The organism is Paenibacillus sp. ACRSA (assembly GCF_022346845.1).
Classification (GTDB): domain Bacteria; phylum Bacillota; class Bacilli; order Paenibacillales; family Paenibacillaceae; genus Paenibacillus.
In genome coordinates this window covers 166,406-184,367 of record NZ_JAKRNP010000009.1, presented here as the reverse complement: position 1 = coordinate 184,367, position 17,962 = coordinate 166,406, and the positions used below count along the sequence as shown (strand labels likewise).

Annotated in this window: 17 protein-coding genes; 12 read left to right on the top strand and 5 right to left on the bottom strand. The window is 40.9% G+C overall.

Annotated features, from left to right (window positions below):
* Positions 1-136 precede the first annotated feature (136 nt).
* The 3 genes from MH215_RS22630 (at position 137) to MH215_RS22620 (ending at position 2,558) form a co-directional block, all read left to right on the top strand.
* A complete protein-coding gene (locus tag MH215_RS22630; protein ID WP_239293431.1) occupies positions 137-931 on the top strand; it encodes an alpha/beta fold hydrolase in 795 nt (264 codons plus the stop codon).
* Positions 932-1,125: 194 nt separating this feature from the next.
* Complete coding sequence (locus tag MH215_RS22625; protein ID WP_343224607.1) at positions 1,126-1,833, top strand: DUF421 domain-containing protein; 708 nt, start codon at positions 1,126-1,128, stop codon at positions 1,831-1,833.
* A 77-nt stretch (positions 1,834-1,910) separates the two neighbouring features.
* Positions 1,911-2,558, top strand: a complete 648-nt coding sequence (locus MH215_RS22620) for a histidine phosphatase family protein (RefSeq protein ID WP_239293429.1) — start codon at positions 1,911-1,913, stop codon at positions 2,556-2,558.
* Positions 2,559-2,647: 89 nt separating this feature from the next.
* Here the strand turns inward: MH215_RS22620 and MH215_RS22615 are convergent, their stop codons facing one another.
* On the bottom strand, positions 2,648-3,415 hold the full coding sequence (locus MH215_RS22615) for a leucine-rich repeat domain-containing protein (protein ID WP_239293428.1): 768 nt from the start codon (positions 3,413-3,415) through the stop codon (positions 2,648-2,650).
* Positions 3,416-3,695: 280 nt separating this feature from the next.
* Here MH215_RS22615 and MH215_RS22610 point away from each other — a divergent pair, with 280 nt between their 5' ends.
* The 3 genes from MH215_RS22610 (at position 3,696) to MH215_RS22600 (ending at position 7,956) form a co-directional block, all read left to right on the top strand.
* Positions 3,696-6,515 (top strand): glycoside hydrolase family 2 protein, encoded by a 2,820-nt coding sequence (locus tag MH215_RS22610; RefSeq protein ID WP_239293427.1) that lies wholly within the window; start codon positions 3,696-3,698, stop codon positions 6,513-6,515.
* A 191-nt stretch (positions 6,516-6,706) separates the two neighbouring features.
* Positions 6,707-6,826: a YjcZ family sporulation protein gene (locus tag MH215_RS22605; RefSeq protein WP_239293426.1), complete on the top strand. Its 120-nt coding sequence runs from the start codon at positions 6,707-6,709 to the stop codon at positions 6,824-6,826.
* Positions 6,827-7,077: 251 nt separating this feature from the next.
* Positions 7,078-7,956, top strand: coding sequence for a PhzF family phenazine biosynthesis protein (locus MH215_RS22600; RefSeq protein ID WP_239293425.1), 879 nt, complete (start codon positions 7,078-7,080; stop codon positions 7,954-7,956).
* A 222-nt stretch (positions 7,957-8,178) separates the two neighbouring features.
* Here the strand turns inward: MH215_RS22600 and MH215_RS22595 are convergent, their stop codons facing one another.
* Positions 8,179-8,730, bottom strand: coding sequence for a TetR/AcrR family transcriptional regulator (locus tag MH215_RS22595; RefSeq protein ID WP_239293424.1), 552 nt, complete (start codon positions 8,728-8,730; stop codon positions 8,179-8,181).
* Between the two features lie 140 nt (positions 8,731-8,870).
* On the opposite strand from MH215_RS22595, the gene MH215_RS22590 reads away from it, so the two are divergent.
* The gene (locus tag MH215_RS22590) at positions 8,871-9,794 is read left to right on the top strand and encodes a ketopantoate reductase family protein (protein WP_481857475.1); all 924 of its coding nucleotides are present in this window, start codon (positions 8,871-8,873) and stop codon (positions 9,792-9,794) included.
* A gap of 16 nt (positions 9,795-9,810) precedes the next feature.
* Positions 9,811-10,287, top strand: coding sequence for a GNAT family N-acetyltransferase (locus MH215_RS22585; RefSeq protein WP_239293422.1), 477 nt, complete (start codon positions 9,811-9,813; stop codon positions 10,285-10,287).
* A 197-nt stretch (positions 10,288-10,484) separates the two neighbouring features.
* Here the strand turns inward: MH215_RS22585 and MH215_RS22580 are convergent, their stop codons facing one another.
* Positions 10,485-11,549 carry a GntR family transcriptional regulator gene (locus MH215_RS22580; protein WP_239293421.1) on the bottom strand — a complete coding sequence of 355 codons (1,065 nt, stop codon included), beginning with the start codon at positions 11,547-11,549 and terminating at the stop codon, positions 10,485-10,487.
* Between the two features lie 262 nt (positions 11,550-11,811).
* On the opposite strand from MH215_RS22580, the gene MH215_RS22575 reads away from it, so the two are divergent.
* From MH215_RS22575 to MH215_RS22560, 4 genes are all read left to right on the top strand, one after another.
* Entirely contained in the window at positions 11,812-13,149 is a 1,338-nt protein-coding gene (locus MH215_RS22575) for an ABC transporter substrate-binding protein (RefSeq protein ID WP_239293420.1), read from the top strand.
* 84 nt (positions 13,150-13,233) lie between these two features.
* Positions 13,234-14,130, top strand: a complete 897-nt coding sequence (locus MH215_RS22570; protein ID WP_239293419.1) for a carbohydrate ABC transporter permease — start codon at positions 13,234-13,236, stop codon at positions 14,128-14,130.
* Position 14,131: 1 nt separating this feature from the next.
* A complete protein-coding gene (locus MH215_RS22565; RefSeq protein WP_239293418.1) occupies positions 14,132-14,980 on the top strand; it encodes a carbohydrate ABC transporter permease in 849 nt (282 codons plus the stop codon).
* Between the two features lie 26 nt (positions 14,981-15,006).
* On the top strand, positions 15,007-15,990 hold the full coding sequence (locus tag MH215_RS22560) for a glycoside hydrolase family 43 protein (protein WP_239293417.1): 984 nt from the start codon (positions 15,007-15,009) through the stop codon (positions 15,988-15,990).
* Positions 15,991-16,198: 208 nt separating this feature from the next.
* On the opposite strand, the gene MH215_RS22555 is transcribed toward MH215_RS22560, so the two are convergent.
* Complete coding sequence (locus MH215_RS22555; protein ID WP_239293416.1) at positions 16,199-17,131, bottom strand: metal ABC transporter substrate-binding protein; 933 nt, start codon at positions 17,129-17,131, stop codon at positions 16,199-16,201.
* A complete protein-coding gene (locus MH215_RS22550; RefSeq protein WP_239293478.1) occupies positions 17,128-17,961 on the bottom strand; it encodes a metal ABC transporter permease in 834 nt (277 codons plus the stop codon). The genes MH215_RS22555 and MH215_RS22550 overlap by 4 nt, the downstream gene beginning before the upstream one ends.
* Between the last annotated feature and the right edge of the window lies 1 nt (position 17,962).

The following is a 17,962-nucleotide window of genomic DNA, read 5'->3' as shown; positions in this document are numbered from 1 at the left end:
TGACGTCATGACCGCAACGAGCCGCAAAGCTCAAAGCTTTCATTACGGAGGTAGCCCAAATCATGGAGTACGACCGCTCATGAAGTCTACGGTGACGATATAGAGCGGAATGGTTAACTATAAGGGGGAAATTATAATGTTGCATACAGCTAATGGTCATTATATTGAGGTCGAGAAAAATGTCACTCTTTATGTAGAAGATGTTGGCGAAGGGAAACCTATTGTATTTGTACACGGTATGCCTGTCAATCATCGGATCTACGAGTACCAGCAATCGGTACTGCCTCAACATGGTATCCGTTTTATCGGAATCGATCTGCGAGGATACGGCCGTTCCGACCACCCGCTGAACGGATACACTTATGATCGGATGGCAGACGACATTAAAGCAGTGATCGACCAGCTTAATCTTAATGACGTTACACTGGCCGGTTTTTCTATGGGCGGCGGGGTTGTAACTCGGTATATGGGCAGACATCGGGGATATAAAGTTTCCAAATTGATGCTTTTCGGAGCTGCGACGTTGAGTAAACTTCCAGAAGAAGCGGTACATGAATTGATCGCCGGACTTCAAGCCGATCGGCCACAAACGCTGACGAATATGTTTAAAGGGTTTTTCCACACGATGCCTTCCCAAGGGATAGAAAACTGGTTATGGCACATGGGGATGAAGGCGAATGTTCATGCGACGATCGAAACGGTAAAATCAATCGGCAGCGAGGATCTTCGCTCCGATCTTGAAGCCATCCGTGTCCCGACACTGATGCTGCATGGGGTTCACGATCAAGTGTGTCCATTCTCAGCCGCCGAACAAGCTCATGAAATCGTATCGACGTCAAAACTTGTTCGTTTTGAAAACAGCGGACATGCCCCTTTCTATGAGGAAAAAGAAAAATTCAATCGAGAAGTTATTGAGTTTGTATTAGCCTAAAATAAAACGAATCTTTTTCGCAATTCTTTTTATCCATTTGGACTTGTCGGTTTTATGCGGCAGGTCCTTTTAGTTATCTATCGAATCTGTTTAGTAGAAACTTAAGTCTAAAACGGTAGGTATGTTTAAGGTACTAAGATGAGATGATATAAAAGTACCCACAACTATATCATAAGAAAAAGGTGTTCATATTGTTGGATCACTTCATCATCCTCATTAGAAGTATCTCTGCTTTCTTGCTTTTACTGGTCATTGCCCGAATACTCGGTAAACAAACATTGTCAAATATGAACTTTCATGATTTTGTAACTGCTGTAATTATGGGAGCTATCGCTGCCAATTTAGCGTTTAATGAAAAAATGGAAGTGATGCACTTAATTATTTCGCTTGTTGTTTTTACTGGAACGTCATACTTGCTTTCTAAACTAAATCTGAAAAGTAGAAGAATGCGTTTATTAGCTGAAGGTTCTCCCACAGTTTTAATTGAAGGCGGGAAAATTCTTGAGCAAAATTTGGAGAAAAATAAACTGACTTTAGATTCCCTGAACCAGACGTTAAGGCAAAAAGATGTCTTTGATATCAATGAAGTAGAATATGCATTGCTTGAAGTAAATGGTCAAGTTTCAGTCATGAAAAAAAAGAAATTCAGAACAGTCACGTTGGATGACATCCATCTCATAAACAACAAAAAAGAACGATTACCGATTGAGTTAATTATGGATGGTAAGCTGTTGGAAGAGAATATAAATCTAAACAACGCACCTCGAGATCATTTGTTTAAAGTTCTTACAACTCAGCATAAACAGATTAGTGATGTTTTTTACGCAGTTCTAGGAAGTGATGGTCGGTTATATATTGATTATTATAATGATCAGTTGAAACATCCTGTCGACATAGAGTAAGTGACTTCATTGGTACGCGTATTCCATACCTACAAATAAATAAACACTGTATAGAATTTCGTAAAAAGGGGAGAGTAGTGAAAAAAAGGTGGAAGAAAATGTACCGTTTATTCACTATTGTGACGTGTTTTTTCCTCTTGTATGGAACAACTTGTCGTGCAAGTGGAACAGAAATAACCGATCCTTCTCTTATAAATGATCTTCAAAAGGGAGGATATACACTTTACGTCCGTCATGGAGATGCAACTGTAGGGGAAGATCAACAGAGTATTGATCTAACGGATTGTTCAACACAAAGGAACCTGAGCGCTAAGGGCAAGGAACAGGCTGAGAAGTATGGCATCGCAATTCGAAAACTAAACATTCCTGTCTATATTCCCGTCGAAGCGAGTCCACTATGTAGAACACTCCAAACGGCTCAGATTGCTTTTGGTGATCAAGCTGTAAAAGTTAATGATTTCTGGTTGGACATATATAAACTTAGTCAACATCCAACGAACGAAACTGTAGAGCGTACTCTTCAAGCATTTACAAAGCAAGTCGAACAAACGCCTTCAAACCAGTTTAACAGAGTCATTATAGCTCACTCCTTCCCACCAGGCATGGAGCTGGGAGAGCTCTCCAGTATGGAGACTGTGATCATAAAACCACTCGGGAATGATGAAGGTTATAAGATTATTGGAAAATTGACACTTGAAGATATGTTAAGGTTAGCTGGGATGTAAAAGAATTAGTCTTACCATTAAGAAGGTCGTTAATATATAACGACCTCTTAGGGCTGTACGAAAAGCATAATCTATGAATGTGTTATGACTCAGCTTATTTTCATTGGATCAACTTCATCGATATCTAGGTTCACAATAACTCCTTTCTTTTCCAAGTTTTTTATGACTTGCTCCGCTTGCTCATTCAGAGGATTATTGCCCAGATCTACTTCGGTTAAATGAGGAATCGTTTCAAGCACAGTAATATCCTGAATGAGATTATCTTGCAGATATAGATGTTGTAAAGTTGGATGGTTCTTTAAAGGTGTCAAATCTTGTATCCGATTGTTCTGTAGAATGAGCCATTCAAGTTTCGTCTTCTGAAGTGGTCTTAAGTCCGATACCTGATTATCGCTGGCAAGCAAACTTGTCAAATTGCGTAGATTTTTCAAAGGTTCTAGGCTTCTTATTTGGTTATCGCTAATCAATAGGCTTTCCAAATTGCGTAATCCCGAAAGTGAAGATATATCGGTGATTTGATTTGCATCTAAAACCAGAAAGTTTATTTTTGTCAGCTTGGAGATTGGTTTTAAATTTTTGATTTTATTGCCCGGCAGGACTAAATCCACTACGTTGACTGCATATTCAAGCCCTTGCAAATTAGAGATTTTGCTTTTCGATTCTGTTGAATACAAGGATTTTAACTTTTTTAAATGAGCTGCTTCCAGTTCTTTTTTACTCGATAACTTCAAATCTGTTCGAATGATTTTTGCCAGAACTGGATCTTTAACGATTGAAGCTGCCAAAATAGTTGTTGTCGGTAGTATCAAAAGCAAACAAAATACGATCATTAAACTTTTTACAAATTGATTAGGCATAGTAAACTCCTTAAAATTAGTCTCTAGATTCACTTTCTAGTTTCGGTGATCTCAATTATGTATGATTCATTGCTCTCTCCTTATATCGTTTATTGAATAAAATATACCATGATCTGGAACATAGTACACTTTTATAAATATTTTCTGATTTTTAATAGCGAACAATCTATGCGGGGAACCTCAATCAAGTTTATACTATAGCTATGATTATCGAAAACGGTTTCTTTAACCTGTAAGCGATTACCCGTATAAACAATATCATTTAAAAGGGGACATTATCATGATAGCTTCACTCAATCTGGAAGGCACCTGGAGACTTCAACTCGATGAACATAAGGTAGAGCGTGGTCTGAATTTTTCAGACGTCATAACATTGCCGAATACTACATCTCATGCTGGCAAGGGCAAGAAAAACGAAAATGTGTTAATTGGTGCGCTGACTGATGAGTATTTATTTGAGGGATATGCCTGGTTTTCACGAGAGATTGAAATCCCTGAGTACATGGCTAACAAACGTTGCTTCTTGCACCTGGAGCGCACGAGAGTGACGACAGTCTGGATTGATGGGGTAGAATTGGGGACACAGAACAGTTTGAATACACCTCACCGTTACGAGATTCAGGCCGGGCTAACCGCTGGAACGCATTCAATTACGATTCGAGTGGACAATACCGATTATCCAACCAAAGGCGGTCACCTTACTTCTGAGGACACACAGACGAATTGGAACGGGATTACAGGGAAGCTGGAACTTCAATTTTTCGAGCGTGTTTTCCTGGACAATGTTCAAGTCTACCCCGTTGTAGGGACTCGATCTTTCGAGATCAAGGCAGCACTTGTCGGTGAACTGCAAGACGTGCAAATCGTGGTATCCGCTGTTGCGGTCAGTGCAGATCCGGTGATTACGACGGAGGAACAGATTTTCACCCCAGCTATGCAGGAGATTCAGCTGACGTACAAGATTGGCGAAGATGCCATGTTATGGAGTGATGATGAACCTAATCTGTACAAACTTCATATCCAACTGAAAGACCTGAACGGCGAAGTTCTGGACTCCACCAAAGTTTGGACGGGACTACGAGAATTCCGGGCGGCTGGAGACAAATTCACCATTAATGGTCGTAAAACATTTCTTCGAGGTAAACATGACGGGCTGATCTTTCCGCTAACCGGATACGCGCCAACAGATGTGAATGAATGGATTCGTATTCTCGCTATCTCTAAGTCCTACGGCATCAATCACTACCGTTTCCATACCTGTTGCCCGCCAGAGGCTGCTTTTATTGCAGCGGATCTAACGGGTATCTACATGGAGCCTGAGCTACCGTTCTGGGGAACGATTACGGATGAATCCTCAGATGGGCACGATCAAGCAGAGCAGGATTACTTGATTAGCGAGGGATTTGCGATGCTAAAAGCCTTTGGTAATCATCCCTCATTTGTCATGATGTCCATGGGGAATGAACTATGGGGAAGCAAAGACAAGTTGAATACGATCTTAAAGGAATATAAAGCTTACGATCATCGTCATCTATATACTGACGGTTCCAATAACTTTCAGTTTGTGCCGGACATTCTGGAGGAAAGTGAATTTTTCTGTGGAGTACGTTTCTCCAAAGAACGCCTGTTTAGAGGATCGTATGCAATGTGTGATGCTCCGCTGGGTCATGTGCAGACCGACTTGCCAAACACGTTGAAAGATTATGATTCGAACATTGTACCAGCGCAAGGAAGCGATGCTGACCCCTCTTCGCAAACGGGGGAGAAAGAGATTCAGATTCAATATGGGACGGGCTCCAAAACGGTTCAGGCGGAAGCCGGAAGCGACCAACTTGTTTCACATGTACCGGTCATCTCGCATGAAATTGGGCAATACGCCACATTTCCTAATTTCGAGGAAATTAACAAATACACGGGTTCTCTCAAAGCGAAAAACTTCGAAGTGTTTCGAGAACGTCTGGAAGCTAAAGGACTGGGACATCTGGCGGCAGCCTACTTCAGAGCTTCTGGTAAACTCGCGGTTCAATGTTACAAGGAGGAGCTGGAAGCGGCTTTTCGTTCGCAGCAACTAGCCGGGTTCCAGCTGTTGGATCTCCAGGATTTCAGTGGTCAGGGGACAGCGCTGGTAGGTGTACTGGACGCATTCATGGATTCCAAGGGCATGATTACACCTGAAGAGTGGAGAACATTCTGTTCCGATGCTGTGCTGCTGGCGAGATTTCCTAAATATAATTATCAAGCCGGTGAATTGTTCGAAGCACGTATTGAACTAAGTTACTTCCGGAGACAAGCATTGGATGGGCTTCAACTGAAGTGGGTGCTTCAAAGCGATCAGATCGAAGACGGTATCCTTATGGAAGGTGAAGTTCATCTGCCAGCATTCCACGGTGAAAATCATGTGAGTATCACGGAACTCCGTGTTCCTATTCCTGAAGTCTCCAATATGACCAAAGTAGAGATGGAATTGTCTATTCCGGGCACGGATATCCGTAAGTCTTACGACCTGTGGATTTACCCGAGTCAACAAGAGGTGGATCTGAGCAATTTGAATCTATTCACCCAACTCTCGGAAGAGGCGCTGGCACTGCTGGAGCAAGGAGAGGATATTCTATTTTTCCCGAATCCTAACCAGATTCAACATGCGATCCAAGGTTTCTATAGCACGGATTTCTGGTCTTATCCCATGTTCCGATCGATATCCGAAAATATGAAACGAGAAGTTCCCGTGGGCACAATGGGCTTGTTGATTCAACAGAAGCATCCGGTCTTTGAACATTTTGTTACAGAAGAGTATTCAACTTATCCATGGTGGAGCATCGTTTCCGAGTCGTCATCCATCATTCTGGATGATCTGAATAAAGACCTGCAACCCATTGTGCAGACCATTGACAATTTTGAACGTAATCATAAGCTCGGACTATTGATGGAGTTCCAGGTGCTGAATGGTAGAGTGCTGATGGGGGCGCTGAATCTGGAGAGCCTAATGGCAACCCTGGAGGGAAGACAGTTGTTATACAGTTTCCAGCGTTATGTACAGAGTCCAGCGTATCAGCCAGTTACCCGTCTGGAAGTCGAGGAGATTCGCCAGTTGCTTAACTAAGAGATTTAGGAAAGAAAAGGCAGTAAGTTTTTATTCTTACAAATTTATTCTCGAACTACGTGTTTATAAGACCCTTTCATTAATGGAAGGGTCTTTCATTTTGCTACCATTTCCGATTAGAAGAACATAGATGGCAATAAAGTTAAAGGCTGTATGGGAAAGTATCCCTACGGCTCTTTTCATATTTTGATATGAGTAAAGTTGGATACGATTGTAACAATATAGGTGGAGTTGGTAACGGTATGTGTACGTCTACTGCGGCAATCCTTGTACTCTTTATTCTGCTCGTTATCATCACAAAATCGTTCTAGTGTTAGTTCGTATCTTAAATGAAAATAAATGAGTTATTCAAGCTCTGCTGAGTCATCAGCGGGGCATTTCCTATATGGACAACTCACTACGTTTTTAATTGAAGAAGATGATATTCATTTAAATTAAAGATTCCAAAAGGCGTACATTCTTGTTAAACTATGAGCTTACACAATGACGATTGTGTCATAACAGTAAGATTGATAGGTTTAAAATTACATATGGATTTGAAGATAAGGAAAGGATGAGCAACATGAAAGTGGAAGTGTATACGTTGAACGCGTTTGCAAAAGGGGAGCATGGTGGGAATCCCGCAGGAGTTGTCTTGGAGAATGACCTTTCACTGGAAGCGTCTGATATGCAGCTCATAGCGAAGGAGGTAGGCTATTCAGAGACGGCATTTATAGAGAAATCCACATTAGCCAATTACAAAATTCGCTATTTCACTCCCGCAAGCGAAGTTGATCTGTGCGGGCATGCCACGATTGGTGCATTTGGACTAATGCATTCGCTGGGTTTGGCTAACGCAGCAAGCTCTTATACGATTGAAACCAAGGCAGGGATTTTGGATGTGGATATTAGCTCGGAGGGTTTTGTTTATTTATCACAGGCTTTACCTCAATTTTCTGAAAAGATATCCTGTGAGGAAATCGCCCCATCCTTGGGAATAGCTCCTGAAGACCTAGAAACCGAGTTGCCTATCGAGATTGTTTCGACGGGTCTGCGTGATATTTTGATCCCAATCCGCAGTAGAGATCTCTTGAATGAGATTCAGCCAAAATTTGACGCCATAACCGCCATTTGCGAAAAATATGATGTAGTAGGATATCATCTGTTCACGATGGATACTCCAGACAATGCTACTGCGGAATGTCGAAACTTTGCGCCGCTGTACGATATTCCCGAGGAAAGTGCGACAGGAACATCCAACGGTGCACTACTCTGCTATTTGTACCAACATGGCGAGCTATCTATGAAAGAAGTAGTACATGTCATGTTCAGACAAGGGTATTCGATGAATTGTCCTTCTGAAATTAAGGTAGGATTGCACCTGAGCGAGAGCGGTGACATCAAACAAGTTCGGGTTAGCGGTGCAGTGGCTGGGATTGAACGAAGACATATCATGATATAAAAAGAATCAAAAAGACTGCTTGCGGTACTCTACCATATATGGCAAGCAGTTTTTTTGCTACTAGCAAGGTAAGGCTAGTGACGGTACATATTATAATTATGGTTAATTTGGAGCGATGGAGAAGAAAGTGTCAAGCGCCTAAGCGTAATAAAATCGGAGGTAGCCGATGAATGTGATTAGCTACCTACCTTTGTTTCAACTAATTAGATTTGAATGGCAGACTCATTCTTTAGAATAGGATGTAGCCCCCTTTTTATAAAGGTTGTCTACTAACTTGAAAAACTCTTCTGAAGATAAATCCTTATCTCGCTGGAGCCAAAGACGAAATAAGGAAAGAGAAGTTGATAGGTAAAATTCAATCAAGTAAGGCGTTAAGGAAGGGTTTTGCGGAATATTTAATGCCAATCGATCCAGGGTCATTTCTTTTCGTAAGCGTTTTAGAAAACGGAAACTTCCATAATCACCTAAAAGGGCATTGAGAACTAAAAGATGCTCTTTTTTGTCCAGACAATGGAACGCATCTTGAACCGTATGGATGGAGAACTCTTTAGTTGCCAATTCTTCTTTTATATTGTTCATCAAGTCATGTTCAACAGCATCTAACAAATCGTAAATATCAGTAAAATATTGATAAAAGGTGCTACGGTTATATCCTGACTTATTCGCGATTTCCTGAACTGAAATTTTTTCGATTGGTTTTTGGCTATATAACTCGCAAAAAACTTCAACAAAGGTTTGTCTTGTTTTCTCCGTTATTTGGGGTTGCTTTTTCATGGCTTCCTCCTACTAGTTGAATAAGATTATCATCCGACAAATCATAAAAAACTGATGGTTGATGCATGAATTATGAAAATTTATAATCACATCATACAACATGTTGTCGGATAATAAAAAAGAAATATTAATAGGTAGGAGTGGTTTTATTGTCAACAAAACAAGATCGGATTTTAATTTTTGGTGCAGGTGTCATTGGGAGCATGTACGCAATTAAACTTATCGAGGCAGGGTGTGAAGTTACCCTGTTTGCACGTTCATATAGATATAAATCATTAAGAGAAAATGGCCTGCAATATATGGACAATGGTACAGTTAGATCACTAAAAGTGAATGTCATTGACACACTTGAAGATGACGATGTCTACGATTATATTTTTGTTACCGTTCGTTATGACCGGTCAGACTCAGCGTTGTTGGCGCTAAAAGATAATCAAAGCAAAAATATAGTTACGATGACTAGTAATTCAAGGGGATTTTCTTCATGGCTGAATATCGTGGGGGATAGACTTTTACCCGCTTTTCCGGGCTTCGGCGGACAGATTAAAGATGGTGTATTGCATGCCCGATTTCTACCAAAGATTATTGCGGCAACTGCATTTGGAGAAATTAATGGTGTGATGACTGAACGTATAGAAAACCTTGCAAAAATATTCAAAACAGCAAAGCTTCCCTACGTTATTAAGAAGGATATGGAAGCGTATCTAATCACTCATTCCGTATCAGACATTGCGATGTTGAGCTTTTTGCAAACCGAGAATAAGATAATCGACAAAAAAACAGTGGAAGCCAGAAATACGGCACGCAAAATAACAGTTTCTTTAAAAGCGCATCTAAAGGCAATACAAAAAGCTGGCGTTGTAATTGATCCACCAATGCTAAAAATAGTGCTTCATTTACCAAACTTTATATTGGATTTTTTCTTTATGACATGGCTACGAACTAAAATGGTTAGGGATATGATGTTGCCGGATTACGCAAATAACGCTAATAATGAGATTGTGCAGCTGAGTAATGATCTAGTAAAATTTTTAAGTCAAAATGATATCAAAATTAAGACCTAGTAGAAGGAGTTTGTGTATGATTATTCGAGAAATACAAAAAGAGGACAACGCAAAAATTAAAGAAATAATACAAGATTCACTAAAAACACTTGGGTTAGCAATTCCTGGCACAGCCTATTTTGACCCTCAACTCAATGACCTTCACTACTATTATAATCATTTAAAACATGCCCAATACTGGGTGGTGGAAATAGAGGAAGAAGTTGTTGGTGGTGTCGGGATAGCCCCGTTTAACGAACCAGATCATGTCTGCGAATTACAAAAACTATATTTAAGTGAGAAAGCACAAGGGTATGGTATGGGGAAGAAGTTAATGGAAACTGCTTTGTCTTTCGCCTCTAAACACTATGCAAAGTGTTACTTAGAAACAAAGCATGAATTAAAAACAGCATGTATTTTGTACGAAAAATTTGGCTTTAATCTTTTGGATAAACCATTATCAGGTTCTGAACATTCTGCGATGGATGCGTGGTATATAAAGCAATTGGATTAAATAGATACGTGCAGATCATAATGATAAATGAAAGTAATAACATATACGCAGTAAGACTTTTGAAATCTGAGCGCCTTTGATTGGGGTAGACACACTCCAATTAAAGGCGCTCAACCTTTGTAATCAAGCTATTAATTTACATAAAAACCAATCCATTTGCCAAGTTCATGTATCGCCTGCCTGCAATAATTGTCGTGTCAAGGGAAGATGAGTTGCACGGGAATAATAGCGTTCTTAGGAGAATAAATATCTTCCATCTGTTCACGTAACAGCTTAACTGCTATTCTTGCCATTTCTTGTTCATCCTGCTGCACATAAGCTACGCCTGAAAGATGTGGATTATCAAAAGATAACAAATCGATATTGGAGTGATCGTTCAGACGACTGATAGCGGCCGACGTAAGGCGTGCTGTTTCTTCAGTCAAGGAGAAGGCTGCCGAGATTCCACTGTGGCTCTGCAAGAAGTCGCTTACATAGTCCAATGCTTGCTCACTTCGTAGAATGTTGAGAGGGATGTGACACCACAAGCTTTTGTCAATTGAAATGCCTTGATCTGTGTACGCCTGTTCGAAGCCAAGCGTGCGATCCTCAACGGCTGTATTGGCATTTTCAGGTGAGATGAGCGCAATCTGTTGATGACTCTTGGATAACAAATGGGATACAGCCTTATACGCACCGCCGTAATTGTCGGATGTAATGGTGTACGTCTCAATGTTGCGCAGATAGCGGTCGATGAACACACACGGGAATTTGTCGAGCGACAGACGCAGTAATGATTCGTTATACTTCTCATCTTCTGTCGGAAAAACGATCAGGCCCTTCACACCGAGCTCCGTTAGTGTACGGATGACATTTGTTTCGATAGAGGAGGACTCGCGCGTGATGCTCAGTACCATGTTGAGGCCGGCTTCTTGCAGAAATTGTTCTGTGTAATCAACGAGCTTTTGAATGACACGGGTTCTCATCGTTGGAATAATGAAGCCGATGAGCGGTATGGAGGACGTGCTGCCTTGGGATGGTGGAGAATGGATGCTAGAAACAACAAGACTTGAAGAGACGAAGGAGCCTTTGCCTTGTACGCGTATAATCAATCCTTCGTCAGCGAGTAGGGTTAGGGCGTTCTTGACGGTTATTTTACTGACTCTGAATTCGTCCATCAGTTCTTGTTCAGAAGGAATGCGGTCTGTTGGCCGAAGCTGCCCTGATTTAATTTTCTGAATAATATGTTCTTGAATTTGTTTGTAGAGCGCCAGCTTTTTCAAAGAGTAGCATCTCCCCATAAACTTTATGATTTTATAATCAATTGGTTATATAAAGCTTATTTCATATATATTATAATACGGCATGTAAAGCGCTTACAATATGAAATCTGAGAAATTGTTGCGAAGGGGTCTTTTCTTTGAAAGGTTAGAATGATGTTGAGAATGGTGGTGCTAAGATGGACTGAAACCGCTTAAATTAACAGAACTAACTAGTCAGCCGACTTTCCAAATGCATAACACAAAAAGAGAGGATGACGAACAAATGAAAAAACGCAGTACGTTAATTTCCATCGTTACAGTCCTTATTATGTCTCTTTTTTTTACAGCATGTGGTAGCCCTTCTGATTCAAATACGGAAACACAGCAATTAGGCGCTAATGCCGGTGAGAACGCAACAGAATTGTCGTTTTGGACATTTGTGGATTTGCACGGCAAGCATTTGGATAAAATGCTGGGCTTATGGAACGAAGAGAACCCAGACAAACAGATTAAGTTGAACGTAACGGTTATGCCTTACGATGATATGCACAACAAGCTCTTATTGGCAGTTACAAGCGGAAAAGGTGCTCCTGATATCGCGGATATTGAGCTTGGTCAATTCCCTAAATTCTTGGAAGGTGACAACGTTCCCCTGGAATCTTTGAATGATGTATTTGCACCATACAAAGACGTTGTCGTTCCTTCGCGTGTCGAGATTTATTCCAAAGCCGATCAGGTTTATGGATTTGATTATCACGTAGGTGCAACGCTTGCTTTCTACAATACTGAAATTCTCGAACAAGCAGGTGTTGATTACAAGACAATCATAACGTGGGAAGATTACAAACAAGCAGGGATCAAGGTTTATGAAAAGACTGGCAAGTACTTAGGTACTGCTGATACATCTGCTACGTGGCAAGCATCGTTGCTGTTAGCTCAGCAAAACACTGATTTTACAGATGAAAATGGTAATCCAAAAGTGAACTCGCCTGAAATGATTAAAGCGTATGAAATGTTAGTTGATCTGCAGAAGAACAATGTTATTCATACGATCCCAGGCGGACAGCCCGACACAGAAGAAGCAAAAGGCGAATACAACAAAGGCAACTACGCAAGCGCATTGATGCCTGAGTGGTACATGTCCCGCTTTGTAAACGAAATGAAGGACCTTAAAGGTAAGTATGCAATTGCTCCATTGCCTGTATTTGAAGAAGGTAATCCTCGTTCCGTTGGCTTAGGCGGTACTGGCACAGTTGTTACGAAGAGTGGCAAAGACGTTCAATTGGCCAAAGAATTTGTAGCCTTTGCTAAGCTTTCGAAAGAAGCTACGACTGAAATCTGGAATACACTTGGATTTGACCCAATCAACATGGAAGTATGGAAAGATGATGCAGTAACGAAAAACCCTGATAATGAATACGTCCAATACTTCAAAACAAATGCATTTGATACTTTGAATGAAATCAAGGACGAAATTAGAGCGATCAAGTCCGTTAAAGCTTCACCAACCATCGGCAATATATTTAATACGGTTACTTTGAACGCTATCTTTGAAGATGGTCAAGACGTGAAGGAAGCGTTGGATGAAGCACAAGCAGCCATTGAACAAGAATTGAAATAAATAGAATAAGTAAATGATTTGGTTAAACCTGTCGGCAGGTATAGTAGTCGGCAGGTTTAACCTTAGTCAAGGGAGATTGAGAATATGATAAAGAGATTTGTATACTCTCAAAAAGTTGCACCTTATGTTTTTGTCTTGCCATTTATACTTATATTTTTGATATTCTGGTTTTTTCCGCTTGTAAATTCATTCGTCATGAGCTTTCAAGATCGGATGTTGGGACAGGATCCTAAATGGATTGGTGAAGCAAATTATTCGAAATTACTTACTGATAAAGTGTTTTTGACATCTATTAAAAATAGCGTTGTGTACATGTTAGGAACCTTAGTACTGTTAATTCCTTTTCCAATGTTATTCGCCGTTATGATCAACAGTAAGTTAATGAAGGGAAGAGAGTTTTTTAAATCTTCGTTCTTTCTCCCTGCATTGACATCTGTCGCAGTTGCGGGTACCATTTTCCGCCTTACATTCGGTGAGATGGAAGGTTCATTAATGAACAGTTTCCTAGGTCTATTTGGTGTAGAGCCTATTAAATTTTTGAAAGACGGAAATTGGAGTATGGCAGCCCTGTTAATCCTCGCATGTTGGAGATGGACAGGCGTGAATATGCTTTACTATCTATCCGGTTTGAAAAGCATTGACAATGAATATTATGAGGCTGCTTCAATTGACGGGGCATCTGCTTGGCAGAAGTTTAGAACGATCACAATGCCATTATTGAAGCCGACCACGGTATATGTTACGACAATAAGTGTTTATGCAGGTTTAGCCATGTTTACGGAGAGTTTGATGATGTTTAACGGTAACAATTCACCCAAAAATATTGGCTTAACCATTGTTGGATATCTATATAGACAAGGGATTGAGCAGAACAAGCTGGGTTACGCAGCTGCAGTTGGGATCGTTCTATTAGTCATTGCTATGGTTATCAATTTAACGCAGTTGAAATTTAGTGGAATGTTCAAAAAGGGGGAGGATTAAAGTGGGCAAAAGTCAGACGAGGAGTGATTTCATCTCTAGAACAGTAATTATTTGTTTATTTATTATACTATTCGTTTTAATTATGATTCCATTCTATGCAGTGGCCCTATCTTCCTTTAAACCAGGTGAATCATTAGTTAGGTATGGTCTTAACCTAAGTTTGGATTTTGAAATCATGAGTTTTGATAATTTCATTTATTTGTTTACTGGGCAACATGATTATTTTGTGTGGTTTTGGAACAGTATGATTTTAACAGTCGTTCAAGTGGTTTTAACCCTTTTTGTAAGCGCATTTGTTGCTTACGGTTTTGCAGCATATGATTTTAAAGGTAAGAACTTCCTCTTTATATGTGTTTTGCTCATTATGATGGTGCCTTTCGAAATACTGTTGGTTCCTTTGTACAGCTTAATTAATGATTTGGGAATGGTGAATAGCTATTCGGCAATCATTCTGCCCGGTATAGCTAATGCCGCGACAATATTCTTCTTCAGGCAATATCTACGAAGCATACCCAAAGAGATTATTCAATCTGGGCGGGTTGATGGAGCAAACGAGTATGCGATTTATTTTAGGCTAATTATGCCGATTATGAAGCCATCCTTTGCAGCAATGGCCATTCTAAATGGTATGAATAGCTGGAATAATCTATTGTGGCCTTTCATGGTGCTCGGAGATCAGAGTAAATATACACTGCCCATTGGTTTGAAAACGCTATTAACTCCTTATGGCAATAACTATGACCTATTGATCGTGGGCTCTTTCTTCTCCATTATTCCAATTTTCATCCTATTTATTGCTTTCCAGAAATATTTCATAGACGGTATGACTGCAGGTGCTGTTAAAGGGTAGTATATTCTGATGAAACAGGTGATAAGATGGAAATCCAACAACGAGCGTCACACGACATTCAACCCTTAATTGAGCAGAGAGCTGATCCTTTTATTTACAGACATTTGGACGGTTACTATTACTTCGTAGCATCTGTTCCGGAGTATGATCGGATTGAAATCCGTAGAGCCCAGAACCTGGAGGAGCTTGTTACATCAACGCCTGTAGTGATCTGGAGAAAGCGCGAGACGGGTATCCTTAGTGCTAATATTTGGGCACCCGAACTGCATTTTATTGATGACAAATGGTACGTGTATTTCGCTGCCGCACATACGACGGAAACGAATGAAGGCTTGTTCGACCATCGGATGTACGTGCTAGAGAATGAAAATGCCAATCCGCTCGAAGGTAGTTGGACGGAAAGAGGGCAGGTTCGTACCGCGTGGGAAAGCTTCGCCCTTGATGCCACTACCTTTGAGCATAATGGAAGCCGTTATTACGTATGGGCACAAAAGGATCCGAATATCGAAGGTAACTCTAATCTGTATATATCTAAAATGAGCAATCCGTGGACGCTGACTGGGCAGCAGACGATGATTTCGAAGCCGGAATATGACTGGGAGATCATTGGTTATAAAGTGAACGAAGGTGCGGCATTTCTTCGCAAGGGGAATCGGGTATTTCTCTCTTATTCGGCTAGCGCCACTGATTTCAATTATTGCATGGGCTTACTTGAAGCCGACGCGGATGCTGATTTGCTTGATGCCACCTCATGGCGCAAGTCGCAAGCACCGGTTCTCTCGACAGATGAGAGCATCTCGATGTATGGTCCCGGTCATAATTCGTTCACGGTGTCAGAGGAGGATGAAAAGACGCTATTTGTGTTTCACGCAAGAACGTACAAGAACATTATAGGAGATCCGCTGTACGATCCGAATCGCCATACATTTGTGACGGAGCTTTTGTGGACGGCAGACGGCAGACCCGATTTCCGCAGCTCTGTTGCAGCACTTGCACGTTCTGTACAGTGAACGGTGTCTCAAACTTGCCACTCCATTTAACCCGGAGGATCATATTATAAAGTAGGGGGACGCGCTGATTACTCAAGGATATAGGGTATGTGAGAAACTCGGCTAGACCGTTTGATTATCAAGTGGTTAACGTAGACATGTCAATTCACAGCAAAATGGCTAGACGTCAAAAACGAGTCACCGAAAAGGTGACTCGTTTTTTTGATCATTATTGCGATAAACCTTCTGTAACTTTGTCGATGTTCCATTTCACCATCGTAATGTATGTGTCACCTTCTTCGCCTTTTTTGGCGAGGGAATCTGTAAATATTTTGGAGTGAATAGGGGCACCTGTTTCATTAGAAACGGTTTCCATCGTTTTAGGGTTAACGCTCGTTTCAACAAACAGAGCTGGAATTTGATTCGTTTTAATAATATCGATTATCCGGTTCATTTGTTCAGGAGTACCTTGGTTATCCGTGTTAATTTCCCAAATATACGCTGCCTCAAAACCGTAAGCCTTGGAGAAGTATTTGAATGCACCTTCACTCGTAACTAAAATCCGCTTTTCTGCAGGCACTTTCTCAATTTGATCCTTGGCGTATTGATCAGCTTCTTCTAATTTGGCAACGTAGGCCGCTTGATTATCCAAGTAATATTGCTTGTTATCTGGATCTTTCTCAATAATTCGCTTTGTAATGACATCTACATACTTAATTCCATTTTGGATATCAAGCCATGCGTGAGGATCTTCCTGTGTTTCTTTTCCTTCTTCGCTGAGATACATCGGTGTTACTTCTTCCGACACGACGAACGCAGCATCCGTTTTGTTGGTAACCTTCAGAAGATCCTGGAACCAGCCTTTCCCAGTCTCTAGGTTAAGTCCGTTATAAAACACGAGATCAGCCTGTGATATTTTTTGAGTATCTTGTGGCAAAGGGTCATACATGTGTGGATCTGTTCCAATCGGAACCATGCTGTGCACTTCACCTTTATCACCTACGATATTCTCCACCATATCCGCAATAACGGAGTACGTAGCTACAATCTGTAATTTTTCATCAGGAGTAGTTGATGCCTCGGTGCTATTGGAATTCGTTTGCGAGCATGCTGACAATACGACCATTAAAGCAATAAGAACGCCGATTAATTGTTTTTTCATTGTGTTTTTAATCCTTTCCTAAAGAAATTGTTTTTGGGAGAGAGAATAAACGAAATCGCAAAGCCAGTCATTCCAACAAGGACAATCGTTGCACTCGTCGGAAGATTGAATTCGAAACTCAGAATGACTCCGATTACACCGCATAACGCACCGTATATGGAGGCTAGCACAATCATATGAAGCAACTTATTCGTCCACAGATAAGAGGTAGCAGCCGGAATAACGAGCATCGCAATGACGAGTACAATGCCTACCTGTGAAAGGGATGAAACTGTGACAACCGAAAGCAGGAGCATCAGCAAGTAATGATAAAAATTAATATTTAATCCATTTGCTTTAGATACGACTGGGTCAAACGAGCTGATGAGCAGTTCCTTGTAAAAGAGTGAAACAACACCGATAACGACCAGCATAATAATGAAGGATTGCGTTATTTCGGATTGCGGTACAGCCAAAATATTACCGAATAGAATATGGGTCAAGTCCAGACCACTCTTGGCAAACGTGATGAGAACAATCCCCAATGCAAAAAATGAACTTAAGATAATACCGATGGACGTATCGCTTTTAATGGTGCTGCGGTTGGTAATGAATTGAATAAGAATTGCTGCAAGCAGACCGAACAATGAAGCGCCAACCAACATGTTAATGCCTAAAATATAGGATAAGGCAACTCCCGGCAAAACGGCGTGTGACAACGCGTCACCCATTAGGGACATTTTCCGAAGTACGATGAAACTGCCGAGAACTCCCGAAACAATTCCCAAAATAATCGCTGATAGTCCAGCGTTCAGTGCATACACCGGGATATCAAGCCATGTTGACAACATA

Excerpts from the sequence above, each read along its gene's own strand:
- MH215_RS22630 (WP_239293431.1), top strand. The coding sequence starts at position 137 with ATGTTGCATACAGCTAATGGTCATTATATTGAGGTCGAGAAAAATGTC.
- MH215_RS22615 (WP_239293428.1), bottom strand. The coding sequence starts at position 3,415 with ATGCCTAATCAATTTGTAAAAAGTTTAATGATCGTATTTTGTTTGCTT.
- MH215_RS22610 (WP_239293427.1), top strand. The coding sequence starts at position 3,696 with ATGATAGCTTCACTCAATCTGGAAGGCACCTGGAGACTTCAACTCGAT.
- MH215_RS22605 (WP_239293426.1), top strand. The coding sequence starts at position 6,707 with ATGAGTAAAGTTGGATACGATTGTAACAATATAGGTGGAGTTGGTAAC.
- MH215_RS22600 (WP_239293425.1), top strand. The coding sequence starts at position 7,078 with ATGAAAGTGGAAGTGTATACGTTGAACGCGTTTGCAAAAGGGGAGCAT.
- MH215_RS22595 (WP_239293424.1), bottom strand. The coding sequence starts at position 8,730 with ATGAAAAAGCAACCCCAAATAACGGAGAAAACAAGACAAACCTTTGTT.
- MH215_RS22585 (WP_239293422.1), top strand. The coding sequence starts at position 9,811 with ATGATTATTCGAGAAATACAAAAAGAGGACAACGCAAAAATTAAAGAA.
- MH215_RS22575 (WP_239293420.1), top strand. The coding sequence starts at position 11,812 with ATGAAAAAACGCAGTACGTTAATTTCCATCGTTACAGTCCTTATTATG.
- MH215_RS22570 (WP_239293419.1), top strand. The coding sequence starts at position 13,234 with ATGATAAAGAGATTTGTATACTCTCAAAAAGTTGCACCTTATGTTTTT.
- MH215_RS22560 (WP_239293417.1), top strand. The coding sequence starts at position 15,007 with ATGGAAATCCAACAACGAGCGTCACACGACATTCAACCCTTAATTGAG.
- MH215_RS22555 (WP_239293416.1), bottom strand. The coding sequence starts at position 17,131 with ATGAAAAAACAATTAATCGGCGTTCTTATTGCTTTAATGGTCGTATTG.
- MH215_RS22550 (WP_239293478.1), bottom strand. The coding sequence starts at position 17,961 with ATGTTGTCAACATGGCTTGATATCCCGGTGTATGCACTGAACGCTGGA.